Annotated in this window: 15 protein-coding genes, 1 tRNA gene and 1 other RNA gene; 16 read left to right on the forward strand and 1 reads right to left on the reverse strand. The window is 45.9% G+C overall.

The annotated features are described in order from the left end of the window. Nucleotides 1-504 precede the first annotated feature (504 nt). Entirely contained in the window at nucleotides 505-1,047 is a 543-nt protein-coding gene (locus B9A32_RS08050; protein ID WP_084068283.1) for an isochorismatase family protein, read from the forward strand. A gap of 498 nt (nucleotides 1,048-1,545) precedes the next feature. Here B9A32_RS08050 and B9A32_RS08055 read toward each other — a convergent pair whose 3' ends face one another. Next, complete coding sequence (locus B9A32_RS08055; protein WP_084068284.1) at nucleotides 1,546-3,291, reverse strand: YcaO-like family protein; 1,746 nt, start codon at nucleotides 3,289-3,291, stop codon at nucleotides 1,546-1,548. Between the two features lie 357 nt (nucleotides 3,292-3,648). On the opposite strand from B9A32_RS08055, the gene hisB reads away from it, so the two are divergent. The 15 genes from hisB to B9A32_RS08130 all read left to right on the forward strand — a co-directional run bounded on the left by hisB (nucleotide 3,649) and on the right by B9A32_RS08130 (nucleotide 21,835). Continuing rightward, complete coding sequence (hisB, locus tag B9A32_RS08060; RefSeq protein WP_084068285.1) at nucleotides 3,649-4,236, forward strand: imidazoleglycerol-phosphate dehydratase HisB; 588 nt, start codon at nucleotides 3,649-3,651, stop codon at nucleotides 4,234-4,236. A 238-nt stretch (nucleotides 4,237-4,474) separates the two neighbouring features. Further along, nucleotides 4,475-6,268, forward strand: coding sequence for a DNA primase (gene dnaG / locus B9A32_RS08065; RefSeq protein WP_084068286.1), 1,794 nt, complete (start codon nucleotides 4,475-4,477; stop codon nucleotides 6,266-6,268). A 62-nt stretch (nucleotides 6,269-6,330) separates the two neighbouring features. Further along, nucleotides 6,331-8,199, forward strand: a complete 1,869-nt coding sequence (gene rpoD, locus B9A32_RS08070; RefSeq protein WP_084068287.1) for an RNA polymerase sigma factor RpoD — start codon at nucleotides 6,331-6,333, stop codon at nucleotides 8,197-8,199. Between the two features lie 53 nt (nucleotides 8,200-8,252). Beyond that, a tRNA-Ile gene (locus B9A32_RS08075) sits at nucleotides 8,253-8,329 on the forward strand. A gap of 396 nt (nucleotides 8,330-8,725) precedes the next feature. Next, nucleotides 8,726-9,544, forward strand: a complete 819-nt coding sequence (locus B9A32_RS08080; RefSeq protein ID WP_084068288.1) for a Nif3-like dinuclear metal center hexameric protein — start codon at nucleotides 8,726-8,728, stop codon at nucleotides 9,542-9,544. A gap of 196 nt (nucleotides 9,545-9,740) precedes the next feature. Then, on the forward strand, nucleotides 9,741-10,472 hold the full coding sequence (locus tag B9A32_RS08085) for a zinc ribbon domain-containing protein (protein WP_084068289.1): 732 nt from the start codon (nucleotides 9,741-9,743) through the stop codon (nucleotides 10,470-10,472). 12 nt (nucleotides 10,473-10,484) lie between these two features. Next, an RNA gene (gene rnpB / locus B9A32_RS08090) (RNase P RNA component class A) lies at nucleotides 10,485-10,869 on the forward strand. A 381-nt stretch (nucleotides 10,870-11,250) separates the two neighbouring features. Further along, a complete protein-coding gene (locus tag B9A32_RS08095; RefSeq protein ID WP_084068290.1) occupies nucleotides 11,251-12,006 on the forward strand; it encodes an ABC transporter ATP-binding protein in 756 nt (251 codons plus the stop codon). After that, a complete protein-coding gene (locus tag B9A32_RS08100) occupies nucleotides 11,994-13,172 on the forward strand; it encodes a SufB/SufD family protein (protein ID WP_084068291.1) in 1,179 nt (392 codons plus the stop codon). Before B9A32_RS08095 ends, B9A32_RS08100 begins: the two co-directional genes overlap by 13 nt. Before the next feature lie 22 nt (nucleotides 13,173-13,194). Beyond that, the gene (locus B9A32_RS08105; RefSeq protein WP_084068292.1) at nucleotides 13,195-14,505 is read left to right on the forward strand and encodes an HPr family phosphocarrier protein; all 1,311 of its coding nucleotides are present in this window, start codon (nucleotides 13,195-13,197) and stop codon (nucleotides 14,503-14,505) included. Between the two features lie 9 nt (nucleotides 14,506-14,514). After that, nucleotides 14,515-15,216, forward strand: coding sequence for a 2-C-methyl-D-erythritol 4-phosphate cytidylyltransferase (ispD, locus tag B9A32_RS08110; protein ID WP_084068293.1), 702 nt, complete (start codon nucleotides 14,515-14,517; stop codon nucleotides 15,214-15,216). A gap of 222 nt (nucleotides 15,217-15,438) precedes the next feature. Then, nucleotides 15,439-17,064 carry a L,D-transpeptidase family protein gene (locus B9A32_RS08115; protein WP_084068396.1) on the forward strand — a complete coding sequence of 542 codons (1,626 nt, stop codon included), beginning with the start codon at nucleotides 15,439-15,441 and terminating at the stop codon, nucleotides 17,062-17,064. A 94-nt stretch (nucleotides 17,065-17,158) separates the two neighbouring features. Further along, a complete protein-coding gene (locus B9A32_RS08120; protein WP_084068294.1) occupies nucleotides 17,159-17,701 on the forward strand; it encodes a YcbK family protein in 543 nt (180 codons plus the stop codon). Nucleotides 17,702-18,593: 892 nt separating this feature from the next. Further along, nucleotides 18,594-20,657: a serine protein kinase gene (locus B9A32_RS08125; RefSeq protein ID WP_084068295.1), complete on the forward strand. Its 2,064-nt coding sequence runs from the start codon at nucleotides 18,594-18,596 to the stop codon at nucleotides 20,655-20,657. Beyond that, complete coding sequence (locus B9A32_RS08130; RefSeq protein WP_084068296.1) at nucleotides 20,657-21,835, forward strand: DUF444 family protein; 1,179 nt, start codon at nucleotides 20,657-20,659, stop codon at nucleotides 21,833-21,835. The genes B9A32_RS08125 and B9A32_RS08130 overlap by 1 nt, the downstream gene beginning before the upstream one ends. Nucleotides 21,836-21,840 lie beyond the last annotated feature (5 nt).

Below are 21,840 nucleotides of genomic sequence, written 5' to 3' on the forward strand. Positions count from 1 at the left end.
TATCCTAAAATTAAGATTTGACGTTGCAGTAGATATGTTTCACAATATCATCGCTAAATTTTAAGTCAGTTTAAAACCAGAGATAGAGAACTCTATATAGTGTCTTTAAGGGCTATTTAAATATCTATATATGCAATACATATTATAAACTCAACTTTCGGTGTTCGCATTTCGTGGTGGGGTCAGGCCTTCGTTATTGACATTATCGAGGCTTTTTTCGTTGGCAAAGGCCTTGGTCGATAACATCAATAACAAAAGCCTGACCCCATCGGCACACTGACCCCATCGGTACATTTAAAAATGCCGGTTTTGAAATGAAGCCCGAAAGTTGAGTTATAAATTAAAACAAAATTGGCGAAGGTATTATTTCATAATGGTCTTTTTTTTATAAAAAACGCGTGCAAAGCATAGCTTTGTATGCTTTGTTGTGGGTGTGCAAGGTCAAAATACGATCCGCCCGTGGCGGTGATGCGTTAATTCTGTAAAATTAAAAAGGAGACACTGATGTATACATTGGACAATACAGTCTTATTGGTTATTGATATCCAGGGAAAACTGGCCACCATGATGCATGAAAGTGATGCCTTGTTTTCATCTGTTTCCACCTTGATTCAGGGGATGAAAGCCATGGATGTACCCATTGTCTGGATGGAGCAGCTTCCTGATAAGCTGGGATCGTCCATTTCCCAGGTTTCAGATTTATTGACACCTGATATTGAACCCATTTCCAAACATACCTTTAGTTGCTGTAAAAATTCCCAGTTCATGGATCGGTTTAATGCTATTAATAGGAAACAGGTATTGTTGGCCGGTATTGAGTCCCATATCTGTGTGTACCAAACCGGGGTGGACCTTTTGGATCAGGGCTGTGAAGTCCAGATGGTGGCAGATTGTGTCTCATCCCGGACCCCGGAAAATCGGCAGCTGGGCATTGATCGTATCTGCCAGGCCGGGGGAGGGGTGACCAGTGTGGAGATGATTTTCTTTGAATTGCTCCAGAAGGCCGAAGGCGATTTGTTTCGTCAGGTCGTTAAATTAATAAAATAATTGTTTTGTTGTGGGCAGACCAAGGTCAAAATATGGTCTGCCCGGGGCAGTTTTATATGAAATACTCCGTAAATATGTGGAGAATTTCTATCTTTGTTGTGGGCGGAACGAGGTCAGAATAAGAACCGCCCGTGGCGGTTTATATACAATGCAGCCTCCAAGGCAACCTCAGCAGAGCCGCCCCCCGACGGGCAATAGGAACCGGACAATTGAGCTGTCTACAGTTCCGGTCCGGGCCCATTGCCCGTCGGGGGGCGGCGGTATAATACCATTTGGCTCCGCGTCTACGACCCTATATTTGTTGTATCCCACAGGACATGCCCGTTATATACAAAGCAGGTGCTGGGTATTCACAGCAACTACTTTTTCATTGTTCGTTGTGGCTGGAGGTTACAGCCATGTGGGTTTATATGAAACTCCGTCCAAGAACCTGTAATAATTAGAGTTTCATTTTTCGTTGTGGGCAGGTCAAATCCCAATATGATCTGCCCGTGGCAGTTATATTGATCCCTGGAGTTTTTCAAGATTTGTCCTGGCAAATTCCAGGCCGGGATCAATGGCCAGTGCCATTTCATAAAAATCCATGGCTTTTTCCTTTTCTCCCATTTCCCGGTAATTGGATGCAATGCTGGCATGGTCAATGGCAGATCCGGGCTTCAGCTCCAGAACCCTGCGAAAACAGTCAATGGATTGGGGGTGCTGCTTGAGCATGAAATGGCAAAAACCCATGAGATTGAAAATGTCTTCCCGCTCATCATCAATATCAATGCCCTTTTTAAGAATGGTCAGGGCCTCTTCATATTGCTCCATTTCTTTAAGGCACACCCCGGCATAGGAGCAGATGCTGGGGATATCCTGGCGTGTGGGATTTTCTGTCAAAGCTTGTTTTAAATATCCCAGGGCTTTATCAGGAACTCCCATGGCAAGGTGACACAAACCCTGGTAAAATGAGATAAAATATTGGCCGGGGAGCATGCCAGATATTTTGTCAAGCTGGGACAAGGCCGCCACGGGGGCATTGTTTTCATAAATATGCTTGGCACAGAACATCACAATGCTGCTGTTTTCTGCCCGTTCTCTAAAACAGGTGCCCGGCACAATGGTGTAACAGGCAGGCACTTTAAGCTGGGGGTCTGTGGTGTCCAGAACCATGAGCTCAAATCCTAAACGTGACAGTTCCCGTGTGAGTGCTTTTATTTCATCCCGGATATTGGCACTGGAAATATCGGGAAGGGCTGAAAGGGGTATTGTCTCTCCTGTGTTGGTGTCAAGGGGGGTGATGATATAGTCGGCCTGGTGAAGATTGGTGAATTTGGGCAGCCCGCTGGCCACATAATTGGAAGGGGTGTTAAAATCCCCGGCCAGCTGAGCCACTTCGGTGAGAGCCCGGCTCAGGGCTTTGTCCGGGCTGGAGGCGGTGCCTGCGGTCCATACAATTTCACTGGTTTCAGGAAAAGTGGCCGGGTCGTAGGCCAGTACCCCCACTGTGGGAATTCCTGTGTTTAATGAAAAATCATTTATATAAAGCTTGATGCCTGCGGATTCAAATTTGGCAATGAGTTCCCGGGTTGAAGGATTGGTCACCGATTGTGGATCAATGTATGGAACGGATTTTTTTTCCTTGCATATGATGGCGCACACGTGGCGTTCCACAATTTCACACCCTCCTTGTAAAACCGCTTCCTCAAGACAGTTTCCCGCTGATGATCCATTGAACTCATTGATCATGAAAAACCAGTCCAGGGGAATACTCATCTCTTTGTCCCGGGTGACATTGTATGCCTTGACCCATTGAAATGGCAGTTTTGAAAAAAATTCCCTGGAGACAGCCATGGTCTCTTCCGATCGGTCATCCAGGACAGATGCGGCAATAAGGGAAAAGGGCAGGGGGGATGAAGCGTTCTCTTGTGTTTCTTTTTTGATGTTTTCCGGGGCCGTTTTAAAGCGATAAAGACTGAAGCGTTCAGCAAGCTCCATAACTGCACTGGCTTCGGCAAGGATGGGGGAAACGCCTTTGCCCATCTGTTTCTTTGTGCCGGTGAGGACGTGGGCGTCGTGGCCGCATACGCTGAAATACACTGGAATGTCCAGACGTCCGTTATCAATGCGCCGGGTTTCTTTGAGAATGTTCAGTCCTGCTTTTGCCGTGTTGTTTTTAAAATTTTCAATGGTTGCTTCGGGAGATATTATTTTATCATGATCTTGTTTTTCAAGCTTGTAAGCATCGGATAATTTTGATGTCATCGTAGTAAGAAACCTCATTTGTTGTGTGCCGTAACCCCAAAACTGCATTTTAGTACAAGCCTTACCGTTGCAAGGCTTTAGTATTTTGGACTACATATTCAAATATCCAGTATGTTTGAATATTGTACTGCATATACAGGCGTTGAACATGAATTTTAACATTTCATTGTAATGTCAACGTGTCCATGAATTGCCCTGGACGGTTAAGATCAGAATGAATGATGTTAAAAAACCGTTTGACACAATGTTATCTTTTTTTGTACATTTAAAGACTCTGTGAATTTAATGGAGATAACGGCAATAAAAATAAAGAAGTAAATATATTATAACCACTAATGCTTTGCAAGGTTAAATTAAATGGTTCGTACGGCATCACTGACAAGGGAAACCAGAGAAACAAAAATAGGTATTGAGATCAATATTGACGGAACAGGAAAATCCCGTGTGTCCACAGGGATTGGTTTTTTTGATCATATGCTCACACTTTTCACCGTCCATGGCTTTTTTGATCTTACTCTTACAGTGCAGGGAGACCTGGAGGTGGATTATCATCACACTGTGGAAGATACCGGTCTGGTGCTGGGTCAGGCAATTTCCAAGGCCCTGGGGGATCGGCATGGCATTGCCCGATATGGGGCCGGGGCTGTTCCCATGGATGAAGCGTTCAGCCGGGTCAATGTTGACCTTTCCAATCGGCCGTACCTGGTATATCATCTTCCTGAAACCATTCGATCTGTGGGGCCCTTTGATGCATATCTTGCCAAGGAGTTTTTCCGGGCATTCAGTGTTCAGGCAGGACTGAATCTTCATATCAGTTGTGATTATGGTGAAAATGAACATCATATCATTGAATCTATTTTCAAGGCCCTGGGACGTGCAATGAACGCGGCCTGCTGTCTGGATGAAAGGGTCGTAGGTGCTCTTTCCAGTAAAGGGGCACTCTAAATTCGAACAATTCCAATGGTTCAGCTGCACAAAACATGGGCTTTGGAGTGCTTTTGTATTTGTGTGGTGTATTGACATCCGGTGACCAGTAATTATTTTTAAAGTTTTGTGATGCTCCCGGTGAACCCCCCTGGGGCATTTTCGGAGTGTGTCTTGGTGCGCATTTTGTTTGCGCACATGAAACACATATCCTTACCATGATACTTAAAGATTAGTTTTTTGGAGCCTGGCCCATTCCATGCGTATTCCCGAAGAAATTATCTCCCGAATTTCAGCTGCCACAGATATTGTTTCCGTGATATCTGAATCTGTTATGCTGAAAAAATCAGGGATGAATTTTTTTGGACTATGCCCATTTCATTCTGAGAAAACATCCTCTTTTTCCGTAAGCCCCCATAAGCAGATTTTTTATTGTTTTGGGTGCGGTGCCGGAGGAAATGTGTTTTCTTATTTGATGAAATACCATGGTATCTCTTTTCCTGAGGCCGTGAAAATGGCAGGAAATAAGTGTGGCATTGCCATCGAGACCGAACCTTTAAGCCCGGAAAAAGAAAGACACATGATGCTTCGGGAGGGGCTTTATCGATTAAATCAACAGGCCATGCTTCATTATACTCATCTTTTGACCCAGACACCGTCCGGTGAACATGCCCGGAATTATCTTGAACAACGGGGTATCACCCGTGACACCATTAAAGAACTTAACCTTGGATATTCTCCCAATCGTTGGGACGACATGGTTCTGTTCTTAAAACAACACAAAGTGACAAAGGCAATGGCCCAGGCCTCGGGGTTTGTGCTCAGCCGCAGGGAAACCAAAGGGTACTATGACCGATTCCGCAACAGGATTATGTTTCCCATTTTTGATGTTACACGCCAGGTGGCAGGGTTTGGCGGCAGGGTGATGGATGATGCTGTTCCCAAGTATTTAAATTCCCCGGAAACCCCGGTATACAGCAAGGGAAGAATTCTTTACGGCCTTCATTTATCAAAAATCCATTGCAGGCAGGAAGATACTGTTTATATTGTTGAAGGATATTTTGATTTTATTTCCCTTTATCAATGCGGCATTAAAAATTGTGTGGCCACCCTTGGAACGGCATTGTCAGACTCCCATGTCAGACTCCTGAAAGGGGCGGCTTCCAGGGCCTTTTTGGTGTTTGATTCAGACATGGCCGGTATTAATGCGGCAAAAAGAAGTATTGGTACCTTCTTAAAAGAGGGGCTGGATGTTCGGATTATTATTTTACCCCAGGGCCAGGATCCTGATTCCTTTGTGCAGCAGAATGGAAAGTCAGGATTTGAGGCGTGTGCCAAAAAGGCCATGTCTGTTATTCCTTTTTTGACCCGGGCCGCCGTGGATCAGTTCGGACTTTCCGTGGAGGGGAAAATAAAGATTATCCAGGAAATGAAAGAGCACCTTGCCCGGGTGGATGACCCTGCGGCGCGCTCCCTTTATATCCATGAGCTGTCACAAACCTTGAACATTGATGAAACCGCTGTTCTGGAAAAGGTGAGGACGGCGTTTCTGGAGTCAGCCGGTGTGTCCGACATCGCTTACCTCCCCCGTCAGGATGGAGATACAGCGCCGGAAACGGGCATGGAAAAGGAGAGCGCGCGTAGAGAAAAGCAGATGATTTCCATGATGTTGCAGTTTCCTCATATCAGGAAAAAGATAGAACAAATGAGGGTCCTGGAGCGTTTTTATTCCCGGGAATTGAAAAAAATAGGTGGGTATGTGCTTGATATGGAAGGGGATGAAAATATGGTCCCCCGGCTCATGGAGGTGCTTGAAACCGATACCCAGCGACGTTTGGTGGCATCCCTTTCCATGGAGGAGGTTCCCCATGTGGATCATGTGGATGCAAAAGTGGAATTTTTGATAAATAGAATTGTAAAGATCTGGAACAAAAACGAAAACAGTCTTACAACTAAAATAAAAATAGCAGAACAGGACAGTGATTCCAGTCTTTCCTTTGACTTGCTTGCCAGGCGACAAAGGGAAATCCGGAAATTACGTGGCTATGAATAATAAAAAGACTTGGCTCCAAGGTTGGAATCCAGTCTATAAAAAGCCTTTGGGGGGCATTTTTTATGGCAGCAGCGTCGGTTAAATCCAGTGGAAAAGAGACAATATCCAGAGAAGCACTGAAGCAGTTGATTGAAAAAGGAAAAAATGAGGGGTCTCTCTCCTATGCCGAAATAAATGAGGCCATTTCAGATGATATAAAATCATCAGATCAGATTGATAACATTTTAACTATGTTTAAAAAACTGGGCATTGAACTGGTTGATCTGGAAAAAGAAAAATCAAAGCCCCGTACTGTTAAGGGGAAAAAAGGAGCCACAAAGAGCCCTTCCCGGGAAAAAACGGCCACATCTTCATCCGGTAATTCCAAGGATTCGAAACCGGCAACGGCAAAGGAAAAAACTGCACGAAAAACCTCCTTTTCCGCCGGAGGCACCGATGCTGATATGGAGTTTGGTGCGGTGACGGACCCCGTTAAAATGTATCTCCGGGAAATGGGCATGGTGACGCTGCTCAGCCGTGAGGGAGAGATTGTTATTGCCAAAAAAATCGAGGTGGGAGAACGGGAAGTTCTAAAGGTGATGCTGGCAAGTCCACTCACCGTTGTGAAACTCCTTGGTATTGGTGATAAAATGGAGGGGCAAAAGCTTCGTCCCAAGCATATTCTCCGGGATGTGGATGAAGGGGACGGCATCGCTGATGAAGCGGCCAAGCTTGAAAAATTTTTAAGCACTGTCAGTGGTATCCGGGAAATTCATTTTGAGAATCAGAAAAAAAGGGATTTGCTCATGGCCGGGGAGCAACCACCGGCATCTGTTCGGAAACTGAGAGAAGAGATCCGTAACAATAATGAAAAAATTTATGACTATCTCAAAGGCTGGCGTTTTGAATCCGGTATTTTGGACAACATTGAAAAAAGTCTCAGGGCTAATATCAAGTGGTTTGATACCATGGATGGCCTGTTAAAACGCTGTTCCGGTACTTTTAAAGCCAAACGGGATGATATGTGCCAGTTGCTGGTAGATGGTGACGAGTTTGTGGCCTGGGCCATGGATCGATCCAATATCACCCGGGAACGCGCTGTGATACTACATCAGGATCTGTCTGCCATTGTTGCCCAGATTGAAAAACGAAAGGATGATCTCAAGGGAGATGCAAGTTCCCTTCGTAAAATTATAAAAGGGGTGGACAAGGGCAGGGCCAAGGCTAAATATGCCAAAAGTGAATTGGTCCGTGCCAATTTAAGGCTGGTGGTGAGTATTGCCAAGAAATATACCAATCGGGGCCTTCAGTTCCTGGATTTGATCCAGGAGGGTAACATCGGTTTAATGAAAGCGGTGGATAAATTTGAGTACCGCCGGGGGTATAAATTCAGCACCTATGCCACCTGGTGGATTCGCCAGGCCATCACCCGGGCCATTGCAGATCAGGCAAGAACCATTCGTATTCCGGTTCACATGATTGAGACCATCAATAAATTGATCAGAACTTCCCGGTACCTTGTTCAGGAGATGGGGAAAGAACCCTCCCCGGAGGAAATTGCCGAAAAAATGGAAATTCCCCTGGATAAAGTGCGGCGGGTGTTGAAAATTGCAAGGGAACCCATCTCCCTTGAGACACCCATTGGAGAGGAAGAGGACAGTCATCTTGGTGATTTTATTGAGGATAAAAAGTTTTCTCTGCCTTCGGAAGCGGCCATTAATCTGAATCTGGCTGAACAGACCCGGAAGGTCTTGGCCACCTTGACTCCCAGGGAAGAAAAGGTGCTTCGCATGCGCTTTGGCATAGGAGAAAAAGCAGATCATACCCTGGAAGAGGTGGGGCGGGATTTTACGGTGACCCGGGAGCGTATCCGTCAGATTGAAGCCAAGGCATTACGAAAACTGCGGCATCCCACACGGAGTAAAAAATTAAAGAGTTTTATCGAAATTTAATCCTTGACAATATGAATGAAAATTATATAATTGTCGAGTTCTCCAAATCGGAGGGGCCCATAGCTCAGTCTGGTAGAGCCACCGGCTCATAACCGGTCGGTCCCTGGTTCGAATCCAGGTGGGCCCACCAAATTTTGGTTGGCAATGGATGTTAATGGTGGATTTTACCCGGGGAGCAGGCTGGGTGAGAAAAAATAAAAACAGGATATATACACTTATATGACTGTGGCAACACCTGAAAATGATGATTTTAAAAGCGTGGTATTTAAATACCACGCTTTTTTTGTTTTGGTAACCTGACAGCCTGATTAGAAAAAGATGAAGTGGTTGCAACTTTATGAGAACGATTCTCAATTTTCCCAGACTTTCGGTCACAATTCCGGCTCTTAACAGAAAATTTGAGAAAATTGGTTCTTGTTTTCATGAGATTTTATTTCGATTTTTTGATTTTTAAACAGGTTTTGACGGTTAGAAATGTAAAGAATCTGATCAGAAACTCATTTTTTAAGATTCCAGGGGGAGATGTATGACCTCTACAGTTTATGATTTTCTTGGACACCTTGATGGTATTGCTCCCTTTACCCTTGCCGAAAGCTGGGATAATTGCGGCCTCCAGGCAGGTGATGCAGATGGCCCTGTGACACGGGTCATGGTGGCACTGGATGTTACCATGGATGTGATGAATGCCGCCTTAAAATGGGGGGCGGACCTGGTATTAACCCATCACCCCCTGATGATTAAACCCCTGGCCCGGCTTAATTTTAATAAAATGCCGGGATCAGCCATTGCCATGGCAGCCACGCATCAGATAGCCATTGTTTCACTGCACACCAATCTTGATAAGGCCCGGGGGGGATTAAATGATCGGTTCGCCGCCATACTGGGCCTGGAAAACCTTTCTTGTCTTCAGCCATCCAGCCATAAAGACATGTCGGATGACTCTCTGGAAGGGCTCGGCAGGGTGGGAAACCTTTCCCGGGTCATGACATTGGAAGCACTTGCAGAACGGGTGAAATCTGTGTTTAAAATCCCCCATGTCAGGATGGTGGGGGATTTGAATATGATGGTTAAGACCGTTGCCGTGTGCACAGGCAGTGGAGAGTCTTTACTGAATGATGTCTTTTCTTCCGGTGCCCAGGCTTATATCACCGGAGATATGAAGTATCATGGTGCCCGAGACATTGAAATGTCAGGAATGGGGGGGATTGATGTGGGGCATTTTGCTTCAGAGCACATTGCCATTGACCTTCTGGTGGAAAAAGTCAAAGCGCTTTCTGTTCAGGAGCATCTGGGTCTTGAAGTGAAAGGTTATATTGGGGAAACTGATCCGTTTGTTGTAAAGTAGTCAAGCCTGTGAACCCTTGGAATATCTGGGGTGTCGGGTTTGTATCGTTGAATTATTGATTCTAAATATAGATGGTTGGCAAAAGTCAAAACAGCACAAGCCTGATCCCGATGTGACATCCGGTTAAAGGGATGGTCACATTAAAAACGGGCGTCAGTCGTTGGCTTTGTCACGCCGACGTCGCAGGGGAAAAATTATGGCAGCAATTACTAAAAACGAGATGGATGTGCTTATTCGGCTCCAGAAAGCTGAGACAGAAACCGTTCGCATACTGTCTTATCTTGAGAGTATTGATAAAGAAAAAGATGCTCTGGAATCAAAATTGACCACCTTTGTCAGGGCTTTGGACAGAAAAAAAAATACCCTTGACGCTGTTAGCAAAGAGATCAAGGATATAGAAATTGAAATCCAGACCACAGATGATCGCATTCAAAAAAGCAATGATACTTTGAGGCAGGTTAAGACCGACAAGGAATATCAGGTACTTCAGCGTGAAATAGATAATAATAAAAAGCGCCTGGAAACTCTGGAAAGTGAACTTTTGAAAAAATTTGAAGACAAAGATATCCAGGAAAAAATTGTCCAGGAGCAGATGGTTGATGTTGAACAGGCAACTGCAAAAATCAGATCTGATCAGGCAGCCATTGATAAAAAGTGCGAAGATGATCGGGAATTGCTTGAGACATATAAACTGCAACGGGAAGATATCGGAGCCTCTTTGTCCCCTGAATTTTTAAGGGTTTTTAATGAAATTTCCGACGCCAGCGGCGGTCTTGCCGTGGTGGAAGTCAAAAAAGAGGTGTGTCGGGGATGTTTCATGAATATTCCTCCCCAGCTTTACATTGAGGTGCAACGTGGGAAAGACTTGATTTTATGCCCGCAATGCAATAGAATCCTCTATTTTAATGATGCAGATGAAGCGGAATAAAAAATATACGGTGGAAGTAGACTATGCGATCGCTGGATCTTAACTGATCTGGAGGAAAGTCCGAACACTACAGGGCAGGACGCTCCATAACGTGGAGTCGCGGCAACGTGAAGGAAAGTGCAGCAGAGAATAGACCGCCCTGTTGTTTCTTCGGAAACGGCAGGGTAAGGGTGAAACGGTGCGGTAAGAGCGCACCAGTTCTCCGGGTGACCGGAGAAGCTTGGTAAACCCCGTCCAGTGCAAGACCAAATAGAGAAGCGTTTGAGGGCTGCCCGTCCGAGCTTCCGGGTAGGTTGCATGAGGTGTGCGGCAACGTACATCCAAGATGAATGATCGTGGCCCTGTGGCAGGCAACTGCCCCGGGGTACAAAATTCGGCTTACTGGCTGCTTTCACCGTATATTTTTTAACTCAACTTTCGGGCTTCATTTCAATGCCGGCATTTTTAAATGTACCGATGGGCTCAGTGTGCCGACGGGGTCAGGCTTTTGTTATTGATGTTATCGATCAAGGCCTTTGCCAACGAAAAAAGCCTCGATAATGTCAATAACGAAAGCCTGACCCCACCACGAAATGCGAATACCGAAAGTTGAGTTTTTTAAACTATATTTGTGCCATGTTTCATTCCCGTTTTACATTTTTCATGGCAATGGTTTCCATTTGGGAGTATTTTCAAAAAAGTGCAAGCTGCTTTTGGGATCTAACTATGGATATCACATTTGTTTGATTGTTTGTTGTGTCGGTGCTCGGCATGATTGACTGTAGGAAAGGACATATACATGCTACTGATTGAAGAGCTTAAGGTGGAGGTGGGAGATAAAGAGATTCTCCAGAATGTCAATCTTCATGTGCCGCCCGGAGAGACCCATATCCTTTTTGGACCCAACGGGTCCGGTAAAACAAGTCTGATGATGACCATCATGGGTTTTTCCGGATATCGAATCACCCGGGGAAAAATCACTTTTAAAGGTGAGGATGTAACCCATATGCCTCTCCATGAGCGGGCACGCTTGGGCATTGGCGTACTTTTTCAACGCCCCCCCACCATTAACGGATTGACCACCCGTCGCATGGTGGAGTTGTGTGCCGGGGATCGCTGTGTGGATGTGGATCAGCTCTCTTCCCATCTTCAATTTGACAATTTTCTGGAACGGGATGTGAACCACAATCTTTCCGGCGGAGAGATTAAACGTTCGGAAATGCTTCAGCTCATGGCCCAGGAACCGGACATGGTGCTGCTGGATGAACCGGAATCCGGTGTGGACCTGGAGTCCATTGCCCTTTTAGGAGAAAGTATCAATACTGTTTTGAACAGGGGCATTAAAAGAAACCCTTCCTGCCAAAAAGGAATTATTTCAGAGAAACCCAAATCGGCCCTGGTCATTACCCACACCGGTCATATTCTGGACTATATCACAGCAGACAGAGGACAGGTGCTCTATAAAGGACAGCTACGCTGCTCTCGAAATGCAAGGGAAATTTTAAAGTGGATTCATGAATATGGTTATGAGGAGTGTGTTGGATGCACAGTGTAAATGATAAAACCATTGTTAATTTATCTGATTTTAACAGCCGGGCCGAAAAAAACGAATATGCTTATATTGACAGCCTTGAGGCCATGGAAAAAACCGATGCAGACGAATTTGTCAAGGTGGGCATTGAAACCGATGCATCCCTGAGGGCCGGTACATTTATCCAGAAAGATAACGCGGTTGTTCACTGTAGCAACTCCTCAGACGGGACAGACGTCATGGGTATTGCCGGGGCACTGGAGGCTTTTCCCTGGCTTGAATCCCATGTGTGGAAACTGTTATCCCCTGAAAAGGATGACATGACACGGGAAGCTGCCCAAAGCCCCCTCCAGGGATTTTTCATTCGCAGTCACAAAGATGTAAAAATAGAAAAACCTCTGCAAACCTGTCTTCACATTGCCCAGGATAAATTTTCCCAGAAGGTTCACAATATTGTCATTGCCGAAGAGAATTCTGAGGTACATATCATTGCAGGGTGTTCCACCTCCCCGCACTTGACCACGGGTCTTCACATCGGTGTGTCTGAATTTTATGTAAAAAAGGGAGCCACCCTGAAATACACCATGATCCATGACTGGGGGGAGAATGTCTTTGTTCGTCCCAGAACCGCGGTGCATGTGGAAGAGGGCGGCGTTTTTATTTCAAATTACATTTCCCTGAAACCGGTGGGATCCTTAGAATCCAACCCTGTTACATATCTGGAAAAGAATGCAACAGCCACCATGAACAGTATCCTTGTGGCCGGTGAAGGCGCTCATATGGATGTGGGATCTGTGGTGGAACTCAACGGTGAAGGTGCCCGGGCGGAAATTATTTCCCGGGCCATTGTTGCCGGGGGGACCATTATTTCCAGGGGGCATCTCAAAGGCAATGTCCATGGGGTAAAAGGACATCTTGAATGCAAGGGGCTTATCTTAAAAGATGGGCTTCTCCATGCCATTCCAGAGCTTTCAGGGGCAGTGCCCGGTGTTGAAATGTCCCATGAAGCCGCAGTGGGCAAAATTGACAGGCGGGAGATAGAGTATCTCATGGCCCGGGGCCTCACCGAAGATGATGCCGTCTCCACCATTGTACGCGGTTTTCTCAATGTGGACATTGAAGGATTGCCCGAAGAGCTGGCCCAAAAGATGGACCAGGCTGTAAAAGACACAGAACAGGATATGATGTAAGGAAAGACAGGAACGAGACCATATGAGCCTTTCGTGCGATATCTCATTCAGGGAAAAAGCCAAACAGTTTTCATTTGAGTACTTGAAGTGCCTGATGTCTGTGGCAGAAATGGAATCCGAAGCCTATCTTCTGACCAAAAAACTTTATTCAAAATTGATCACTTCTTCTCATCTGCTGGAAGATTTTCTGGATTTCCACGGTGCTAAAAATAATCGAGAGTGGGTGTTCTACAGAGAACTCACCGCTGCGGTGCGGCATCTTTCCCTGGCCGGTTACTCCCAGAAACATATTTATAATCGCATAGGGTTTTATGAATTTGAAAAAAATTATGACACCTTTGCACTGGAGGCCAGGGATACACTTTTAATGATCCAGGGCTCGTTACAACTGGCAGCCCCGGTGATTCTTCAGGAGGCGGTAAAACTTGGCATAGATATTCCGTCCATGGGGTATGAACCGGGCTATTTCCCGGGTATTGCCACGGGAGAACAGCTGGAACATAATATTGATGACCAGGAAAGTCGACAGCATCAGCAGCAGAAAAACCTCACCATCATTGCCAGTGATTTTCTGGCCCTGGTGGATCGATTTGAACAGTTCGCCTTTTATGAAAGATATCCAAGCACCCAGATTCGAAAAATTGTGCCGGATAAAGTCAATGAGGTGGAGATTCGCCGATTTGAAATGCTTTTGCATAATCTCCAATCCTCCTTTGACTCCTATGTAATCCATGGCGGTTTTTTCCATGGTAACCGCAAGTTAAAACAGCTTCGGAGTCACTTTTCCATTGTATTTCATATCCTCCAGGTCATGGGACGTTTACTTCATTTCTATGAGCGACATCTCCATGATGTGGAGTACAAAGATGTGTATAAAAGTGTCAGCGAGGCCCTCACAGAACTTATTGATCCCGATGTATTACTGGACAGGGCCGTGAATTATTGTCTGTTTTATGCCTGGCAGTTTTTATCGTCGGGAAAACGTCTGGCATCTGAAGTACTCAATGAGAATATTGATCGTGACTCCATCACTGTGGGGATTCCCCAGGAAAGGGGGTTCCATTCCCGTCCCAGCCTTTTGGTGGCTAAAATTGTACAGTATTACGGCGGTGAGGTGGAATTACTGGTGGGGCCGGATCGCTTTGATGCTTCAAGTGTTCTGGATATTCAGTGGGCCGGGGGGAAAATTAAAAAAGAAGAGGTGGAGCAGGTGGTTTTTGAAGGGGATACCCGGGCGCTTGCTGATATCAAAATCCTTGCCGGTGTTAACTATGGGGAAGATCACATTGGAAAGGGCGTTCCCCTTCCCAAAGAACTGTCTTATTTGAGGTAGGTGCAAAATATGGCTCAACCCAGGGTGGCTGTTATTGTTGTGGCCGGAGGAAGCGGGCAGCGCATGAACGCTTCCATACGAAAACAGTACATGAGCCTGGCCGGTCTGCCTGTTCTGGTGAGAACTTTAAATGTATTTGCCCCCATGAACGTTCCCATTTTTCTTGTGATTCCCCAGGGGGATATGGCCTTTTGTGAAGAAACGATTTTGGCCCCCCACCTCCTTGACAAGCAAGTTCAGTTGGTCCATGGGGGCAAAGAGCGCCAGGCATCGGTTAAAAATGGTCTTGACGCTCTTCACAGTACAGGATTTTCCCGCAATGGCATTGTATTGATCCATGACGGGGTCCGGCCTTTTGTGGAAAAATCCATGCTTGATCGATGCATTGAAGGGGCTTTTACCCATGGTGCCTGCATTCCGGCGGTGGCGGTGGTGGATACTTTAAAAAGGGTGGATCATCAGGGAAAAATCGTGTCCACTGTGTCCAGGGACAATCTTTATCAAGTACAGACCCCCCAGGCCTTTCGGTTTGATTTGGTCATCAAGGCCCATGAACATGCCCTGGTCCGGGGGATCAAAGGAACCGATGACGCCTCCCTTGTGGAGGCCATGGGGGAAGCTGTGTATTTTACCCCGGGAAGTGTGGATAATATAAAGCTCACCACCCCCGGAGACCTGGAAAGAGGAGAATTTATTGCCACCCGGTTTTGAATTCTTTAACAAAGCTTGAAATATGCTTTTGATTTTCATGCGTTGTGTGTGGGAGAGCCATTACAATTTCGGCATGGCAGTGAAGAGTAGCACACGGGAGTAATTTTGAAGATTGATTCAATAATACATCATGATTTTTTCCGCTGTTTAAACGTCTTTCATACCCTTTGGGATCACTTTAAATATTGTCTGGGTATTTTTCTGACCGTATTTTTTGCCTCCATGTTTCTGTTTTTGCCATGGCAGGTATGTGCAAATGAGACCACCCTTGATCCCTTGGCATCGGCAATGGCCGAATATCTGGAATGCTATCCCCTTGAATTGTTGACATTGAAAGATCAGTTACCCTCTGCCGCATCCCAGAATTTATGTTTGGCCACCATTTACCATAAAAAAGGATTGGTCCCGCTGTGGGTGACCTCCCGGGGCCCCGGTGCCCGGGCAGCCATTATTCTTGATGTGCTGGGAAAGGCCCATGAAGAAGGGCTGAACCCTGATGATTATGAGGTGGCGCAAATCCGCGGACTGTGGCGTTCCCTGGAACCGTCGTCCCTGGCCCGTCTGGATACATTGATTACCTTTAATCTCATTAAATATATTCATGATGTGAGTCGGGGGCAGATCAAGCTTCGCCACATGGACCCGATATTGTTTGCCGAGGCCGGAGATGTTGATTTTGATCCCCTGGCCACTGTGGATGAGTCACTTGGGGTTGTGGATCTTGCTGTACACCTGGCCTCATTGCCCCCGGCCCATCGACATTACACTGATTTAAAAAAGGCTTTGAGGTTTTATCGTATCCTTGCCACGCGGGGGGGCTGGGAAAAAATTCCAACGGGTAAAACCATTCGACCCGGTGATGTGGACCATCGAATTCCTGCCATTATAAAACGGCTTGCCGTTACCAAAGATTTAGAGCTGCCCCTGGATGGAGATAAAGATGTTTATGTCCCGGAATTGATACCTTCTGTGAAAAAATTTCAGACCCGGCATGGCCTGAAAACCGATGGTGTTGTGGGACCAAACACCCTGAAAGCTCTAAATATTCCAGTACACCGAGCCATCCGAAAAATTATGATCAACATGGCTCGGTGGCGGTGGCAGGAGCACGCTCTGGGTGAGAAATATATTTTGGTGAACATCGCAGGATTTGATCTGGCCGGATTTGAAAGGGGGGAGATGAAAATTCATTTTCCTGTCATTGTGGGTAAGTTACAGCACCAGACTCCTGTGTTCAGTGATAAGGTCATGTATATTGATTTTAATCCCTATTGGAATATTACGCCCAGTATTGCCCGCAATGAAGAATTGCCTGCGCTCCGCAAAGACCCCACCCATTTGATGAAACGACATATCCGGCTGTTTTCCAGCTGGAAAGCCAATGCTGTGGAACTGGATTCCACCACCATGGACTGGCATGCAATTTCCCCGGGGAAGATGGCCGGGTTCAAACTTCGCCAGGATCCGGGACCCTGGAATGCCCTGGGAAAAGTTAAATTTATTTTTCCCAACAAATATGATGTATATATGCATGACACCCCCACCCAGCATCTTTTCAACCGCAATAAAAGAAATTTCAGCCACGGATGCATCCGGGTGAGCGATCCCCCGGGCCTTGCCCTGTTTATTCTTTCCCATGAAAACAGTGGATGGGATCGGGAAAAAATCGATGCCATTTTAAAATCAAGGAAACGAAAAGTGGTACGTCCGGATGCTCTTATCCCTGTTCACATTACCTATCAAACAGCATGGGTTGACAAAGATAAATTGGTTTGTTTTAACAGGGACATCTATGGTCGGGACAGAAAACTGGGTAGGGCCCTTTTCCCGGAAGATGTAGTGGACTGACCTTTGATAGGGCGTTTCAAATTTCGTTGTGTCCGCCGGGACATGTGGATTATAAGATAATTTAAACTTAAGGTAACCAAAAGACCTCACTCTTATGAAAATCAAAACAACTCGACGTCAATTCCTCCGGTTTTCCGCCACTGCCATGGCCGGTTTTTTTATCAGCTCACCCCTGGCTGCCATGGCAACCACCCACAGGCAACGCTCCCTTACTTTTTTTCATACCCACACCGAAGAGTATCTTAAAATTCGCCATGCCCCGGGAGTCAGGTCCATTGCCAATCAACGGAAAATAAATAAATTTCTCAGGGATTTTCGCACAGAGACAGTCCATCCCATTGATCCCGGGTTGCTTGATATCATCTGTGCCGTTCAAAATCGAGCAAGCAGTAATGGTGTCATTGAAGTGATTTCTGCCTATCGTTCCCCCCAGACCAACCGGGCATTGCGGAAAAAAAGTCGGGGGGTGGCCAAGAAAAGTCTGCACATGGAGGGCCGGGCCATTGATATCAGGATTCGGGATCTTTCCACCCGTCATCTCAGAGATGTGGCCGCTTACCTGGGTGCCGGGGGGGTGGGCTATTATTCCAAATCAGATTTTGTTCATCTGGATACCGGAGATCGTAGAACCTGGTAAACATTGGGGTTAAGTGAAGAGAAATTTTTATTTGTAACTTTTTTGTCCGTTAATTTATTGTTGTTGATTTACCATTTTGTACCCACGGGCGGATTTTATTGTGATTCCAGTCCGCCCACATCAAAACATACAAATGTTGAGACCTCTCCCGGCGCATTGCATCTTCGGTGTAGCCAAAATCAATGATTTTAAAATCAAGCGATGAAATTACTCAATTTTTTCGCAGAATTATCGTCAAATATCTCCAAAGAAGTCATTTTCCATCGCTGTTTCTCCCCATTGATCCATAATTTTTTTTGAGGGGTTTCTGATTCCTTTTTTTATTTTAAACCGCTTCAATATATTATAAAATTACGGCATTCTTTATATGAATGTTTTTTTGTTTAAGAATTTAACTGTTTAAAAATAAACAATTTTATTGATAGATCAAAATTTGATTTTATATGTAATTGACCATAATGGATATTGTATTTTAAAGGCACATATCCATGTGTGATTATCCCTTTTAGTTCAACGGTAAAACAGGCTGGCTTTAATCTCACCATGCCCCTTGCATCAATGATTGAAGAAAAATCGTGGTAGGCTGTTTTTTTGCGATACTATTTGACACTTATATATGACATTGTTATTATTTATATAACTGCCACGGGCGGACCGTATTCTGACCTCGTTCCGCCCACAACAAAGCTTGAAATACCCCCCTGTTTTGAGGTGTATTTCTTACAAAACTAAATTCAATGGGTTATGTGTTTTTCGCAAAGCACCGTCATTGAGGATAAACGTCCAAGATTCCACTACAGAGTCCCACACAATTTTCATCAAACAGGTTTTCCGTGATTTACTTTATATATGATCGGCAGCAAAAACCTCGATGCTGCCCAGGGAGGGAACAATGGATGATAACAGCACGTCAAAATCGTTTTCCAATCACATTCAACTTGTAAAAACTGAAAAAAGGACCTTTGAAGATTGCTTCCAGGGTGTTTCCCGCATGATTTTGAGCAGCGGGGTGGATAAAATCAGTGTCAAAGGCCGGACCACCTATCATTTTGATCTGTTCAGCAAAGGGAAAAAGCATCTTGTGGGGATGTACGACGAAATCAATAGTTTTGTTTCTTTTGTAAAAGATGCCTCCGAAGGGGGCTCTTCCAGGGAGATGGCTTTTGTGCTGGTGGGTGAGCCGGGGAACGGTAAAACATTTTTTGTGGATTACCTTTGTGAAGCTTATCGCAATTTTATTTTTCAGCCGGAAAATCGTAAATTTACCTTTCGATTTAAAGGGTTGGACCATTTGGAAGGATATGGGAAAATTACCAGTGTGGAATCCCAGACCTATGAAGATCCCATGATTCTTGCCATGGCCCTTGATGAAACAAGGGCAGCTTCCCTGGAATACCTGGGTGAAAAATTTGGTTTTTCAGACAGGGAGCTGGAAGTGCTCATTGGAAAATACCGTCCGTTGGGAGCTTGTTCTTCCTATATTTGGAACCAGATCCGGGAGTATTGTAATGGCGACATTGAAAAAATGCTTTCCTTTGTGGAGGTGGTTCCGGTGCCCATGATTGAAAGCATGGGTACACTGACCGGTAAATATCCGGCCAAGGATAAAATAACTTCCTCTGCCGTGGATCTTCTGGGGGAAGAGTCCATACAGCGCCTGCTCCATATCACAGACACCAATAACCCTTATCGATTTGATTTGAGGCGGGGGGCCCTTGCCCGGGTGGCCGGTGGCGGCATTCATTTCAGTGATGAGATTTATAAGAATAAAAAAGATCTGGTCCAGGTGTATCTTGGGGTGATCCAGAACAGAAATATTGAAATTGACGGGTATAAGTGGCCCATTGATACTCTTATTGTGGCCACCAGCAATAACTCTGAGTTTAATACGTTTCTTGCAGAAAAGGAAGAAGCACCCATTGTGGATCGCTGTCGCATCTGTTATGTGGCCCATAACACCGATTATAAACTCCAGAATGAATTGACTTCATATGCCATTGGGGGGGACACCAAAAGTACCTTAAACATGGAAAAACTACACCAGGACCCCAACCTGAACTATGCGGCATCCGTGGGTGTGGTGCTCACCCGTCTGCCCCGGTCGGAAAAGCTGACCCCGGTGGAGACCATGAAACTGGCTGCAGGGGAGGTGGCAGGTGAAAAAAGCCTTAAAACCCTTTCTGAACTCATTGACACTTTAAATCAGGATACAGATATCACCAAACGGTTTGGTCAAAAGGGGCTGGGCCAGAGAAATCTGGGCCGGGCCATTCAGTTGCTGCTGGAAAGTTCCGAAACCAATGAGGGCACCTGCATGTTTGCCCTGGATATTTTTACCACCCTGGAGAAAGTGGTGCTGGATTATGTAACAGAGCCTTCTGACCGTACCAAGTTCATGGAAGACCTTCACACAGCCCGGGGGCTTTACCGTGAACGCATCATGACCGAAATTTTCAATGCCTATATGGATGAACCCCTGGCCATTAAAAAAGATGTCATGAACTATGTGAATATGATCATCGGCATTGATGCCGAACATCTGGGGCCGGACATGATGTGGAAGTATAAAGATCCCCAGTCCAATGAGCTTAAATCCATGAAGATAGATGAGCGTTATATTAAAAATGTTGAAGAGCGACTGGGCCTTAAAACCGATGAGCAGCGCTCTTCTTTTCGGAACACCATTCGAAAAATTTACGGACAGAAAATCTCCGTGGATCCCAACTATGATTTCATGGACAACCTGGAACTTGTCAAGGCCATCACCGATGTGCGGCTTAAATCTGATATCGCCGGTGCCGGCAGTCTTGTGGGTGCCCTTGCCAATCGCACCAACGAGGAGAATAAAAAGCTCCATGACCGGATGATCAATACCATGATGGATAAACTGGGATATTGCAGCACCTGTGCCCAGAAGACCATTGAATACTTTTGCAGTCAGGAGGATGATAAATAATGATAACCCTGGATGAACTCCTGGAAAAGGACCGGAAGCGGGAAGAGGACGGATTTAAACGAAAAATCCGTATTGGCCGTATTGTGAAACCTGTCCAGGGCGGCAGGGAAAGGATCATTGTTGTACCCACCACGGTGGAGGAAAAGTTAGTTCATGATGAAATCGTTCTGGATGAAGAGGGTGAAGCCCAGCCCACCGGAGGCACCGGCACCGGAGAAGAGGGTGAAGTGATCGGTGAAGAACCCATTCGCCCCGAGGAAGGAGAAGGTGAAGGCACCGGAGAAGGTGATGGTGAGGGCCCGGGGGAGGGCAGTGGAGGTGAGCATGAGTTTGAATCCAATGCCTATGATCTGGGAAGAACCTTGGCCGAGGATTTTGAGTTGCCCAACCTGGTGGACAAGGGGGGGAAAAGAACCCTGGTGCGGTATGTCTATGACATGACCGACCGCAATCGCGGGTTTGGCCAGATTCTTGACAAAAAAGCCACCATGAAAAGAATTGTCCAGACCAATATCAGCCTTGGGAATATCCCGGATGTTTCCAATATTGATGCGGAAAAATTCCTGGTGGCACCTTCGGACATGATTTACCGGGTGCTCTCCAGGGAAAAACATTATGAATCCCAGGCCCTGGTCTTTTTTCTAAGGGATTATTCTGGGTCCATGGGGGGCAAACCCACCCAGACCGTGGTGTCCCAGCATGTCATGATTTATTCCTGGCTGCTGTATCAGTATGAAAAGCAGGTGGAGACCCGTTTTATCCTCCATGACACCGATGCACGGGAGGTGGCGGATTTCTATAAATACTACTCTTATAAGGTGGCCGGGGGCACCAAGGTGGTGTCTGCCTTTCGCATGGTCAATGAAATTGTGGAAAGGGAAAACCTTGCAAGGGATTACAATATTTATGTTTTCCACGGCACCGATGGGGATGACTGGGACACCGACGGCAAAGAGGCCCTGGTGGAGCTTGAAAAAATGGTCACCTATGCCGCCAGGATCGGTATCACCGTTGCCAAGCACAGTTATGCCAGAAACAAAGAGACAGAAGTGGAAAAATACATTACTGCCTCGGGGCTCCTTGAGAAACAGAAGAATCATATTCGCATGGACGTGATGCCCGAGGATGCAGAAGACAGCCGGATAATTGAAGGAATTAAAAATCTTCTGGGCAGTTAAACCCC

Source organism: Desulfocicer vacuolatum DSM 3385, from assembly GCF_900176365.1.
GTDB classification, from domain to species: domain Bacteria; phylum Desulfobacterota; class Desulfobacteria; order Desulfobacterales; family Desulfobacteraceae; genus Desulfocicer; species Desulfocicer vacuolatum.

Bases quoted from the DNA above. Each gene is read 5' to 3' on its own strand.
- B9A32_RS08050 (WP_084068283.1), top strand. From the start codon at position 505: ATGTATACATTGGACAATACAGTCTTATTGGTTATTGATATCCAGGGA.
- B9A32_RS08055 (WP_084068284.1), bottom strand. From the start codon at position 3,291: ATGACATCAAAATTATCCGATGCTTACAAGCTTGAAAAACAAGATCAT.
- hisB (WP_084068285.1), top strand. From the start codon at position 3,649: ATGGTTCGTACGGCATCACTGACAAGGGAAACCAGAGAAACAAAAATA.
- dnaG (WP_084068286.1), top strand. From the start codon at position 4,475: ATGCGTATTCCCGAAGAAATTATCTCCCGAATTTCAGCTGCCACAGAT.
- rpoD (WP_084068287.1), top strand. From the start codon at position 6,331: ATGGCAGCAGCGTCGGTTAAATCCAGTGGAAAAGAGACAATATCCAGA.
- B9A32_RS08080 (WP_084068288.1), top strand. From the start codon at position 8,726: ATGACCTCTACAGTTTATGATTTTCTTGGACACCTTGATGGTATTGCT.
- B9A32_RS08085 (WP_084068289.1), top strand. From the start codon at position 9,741: ATGGCAGCAATTACTAAAAACGAGATGGATGTGCTTATTCGGCTCCAG.
- B9A32_RS08095 (WP_084068290.1), top strand. From the start codon at position 11,251: ATGCTACTGATTGAAGAGCTTAAGGTGGAGGTGGGAGATAAAGAGATT.
- B9A32_RS08100 (WP_084068291.1), top strand. From the start codon at position 11,994: ATGCACAGTGTAAATGATAAAACCATTGTTAATTTATCTGATTTTAAC.
- B9A32_RS08105 (WP_084068292.1), top strand. From the start codon at position 13,195: ATGAGCCTTTCGTGCGATATCTCATTCAGGGAAAAAGCCAAACAGTTT.
- ispD (WP_084068293.1), top strand. From the start codon at position 14,515: ATGGCTCAACCCAGGGTGGCTGTTATTGTTGTGGCCGGAGGAAGCGGG.
- B9A32_RS08115 (WP_084068396.1), top strand. From the start codon at position 15,439: ATGTTTCTGTTTTTGCCATGGCAGGTATGTGCAAATGAGACCACCCTT.
- B9A32_RS08120 (WP_084068294.1), top strand. From the start codon at position 17,159: ATGAAAATCAAAACAACTCGACGTCAATTCCTCCGGTTTTCCGCCACT.
- B9A32_RS08125 (WP_084068295.1), top strand. From the start codon at position 18,594: ATGGATGATAACAGCACGTCAAAATCGTTTTCCAATCACATTCAACTT.
- B9A32_RS08130 (WP_084068296.1), top strand. From the start codon at position 20,657: ATGATAACCCTGGATGAACTCCTGGAAAAGGACCGGAAGCGGGAAGAG.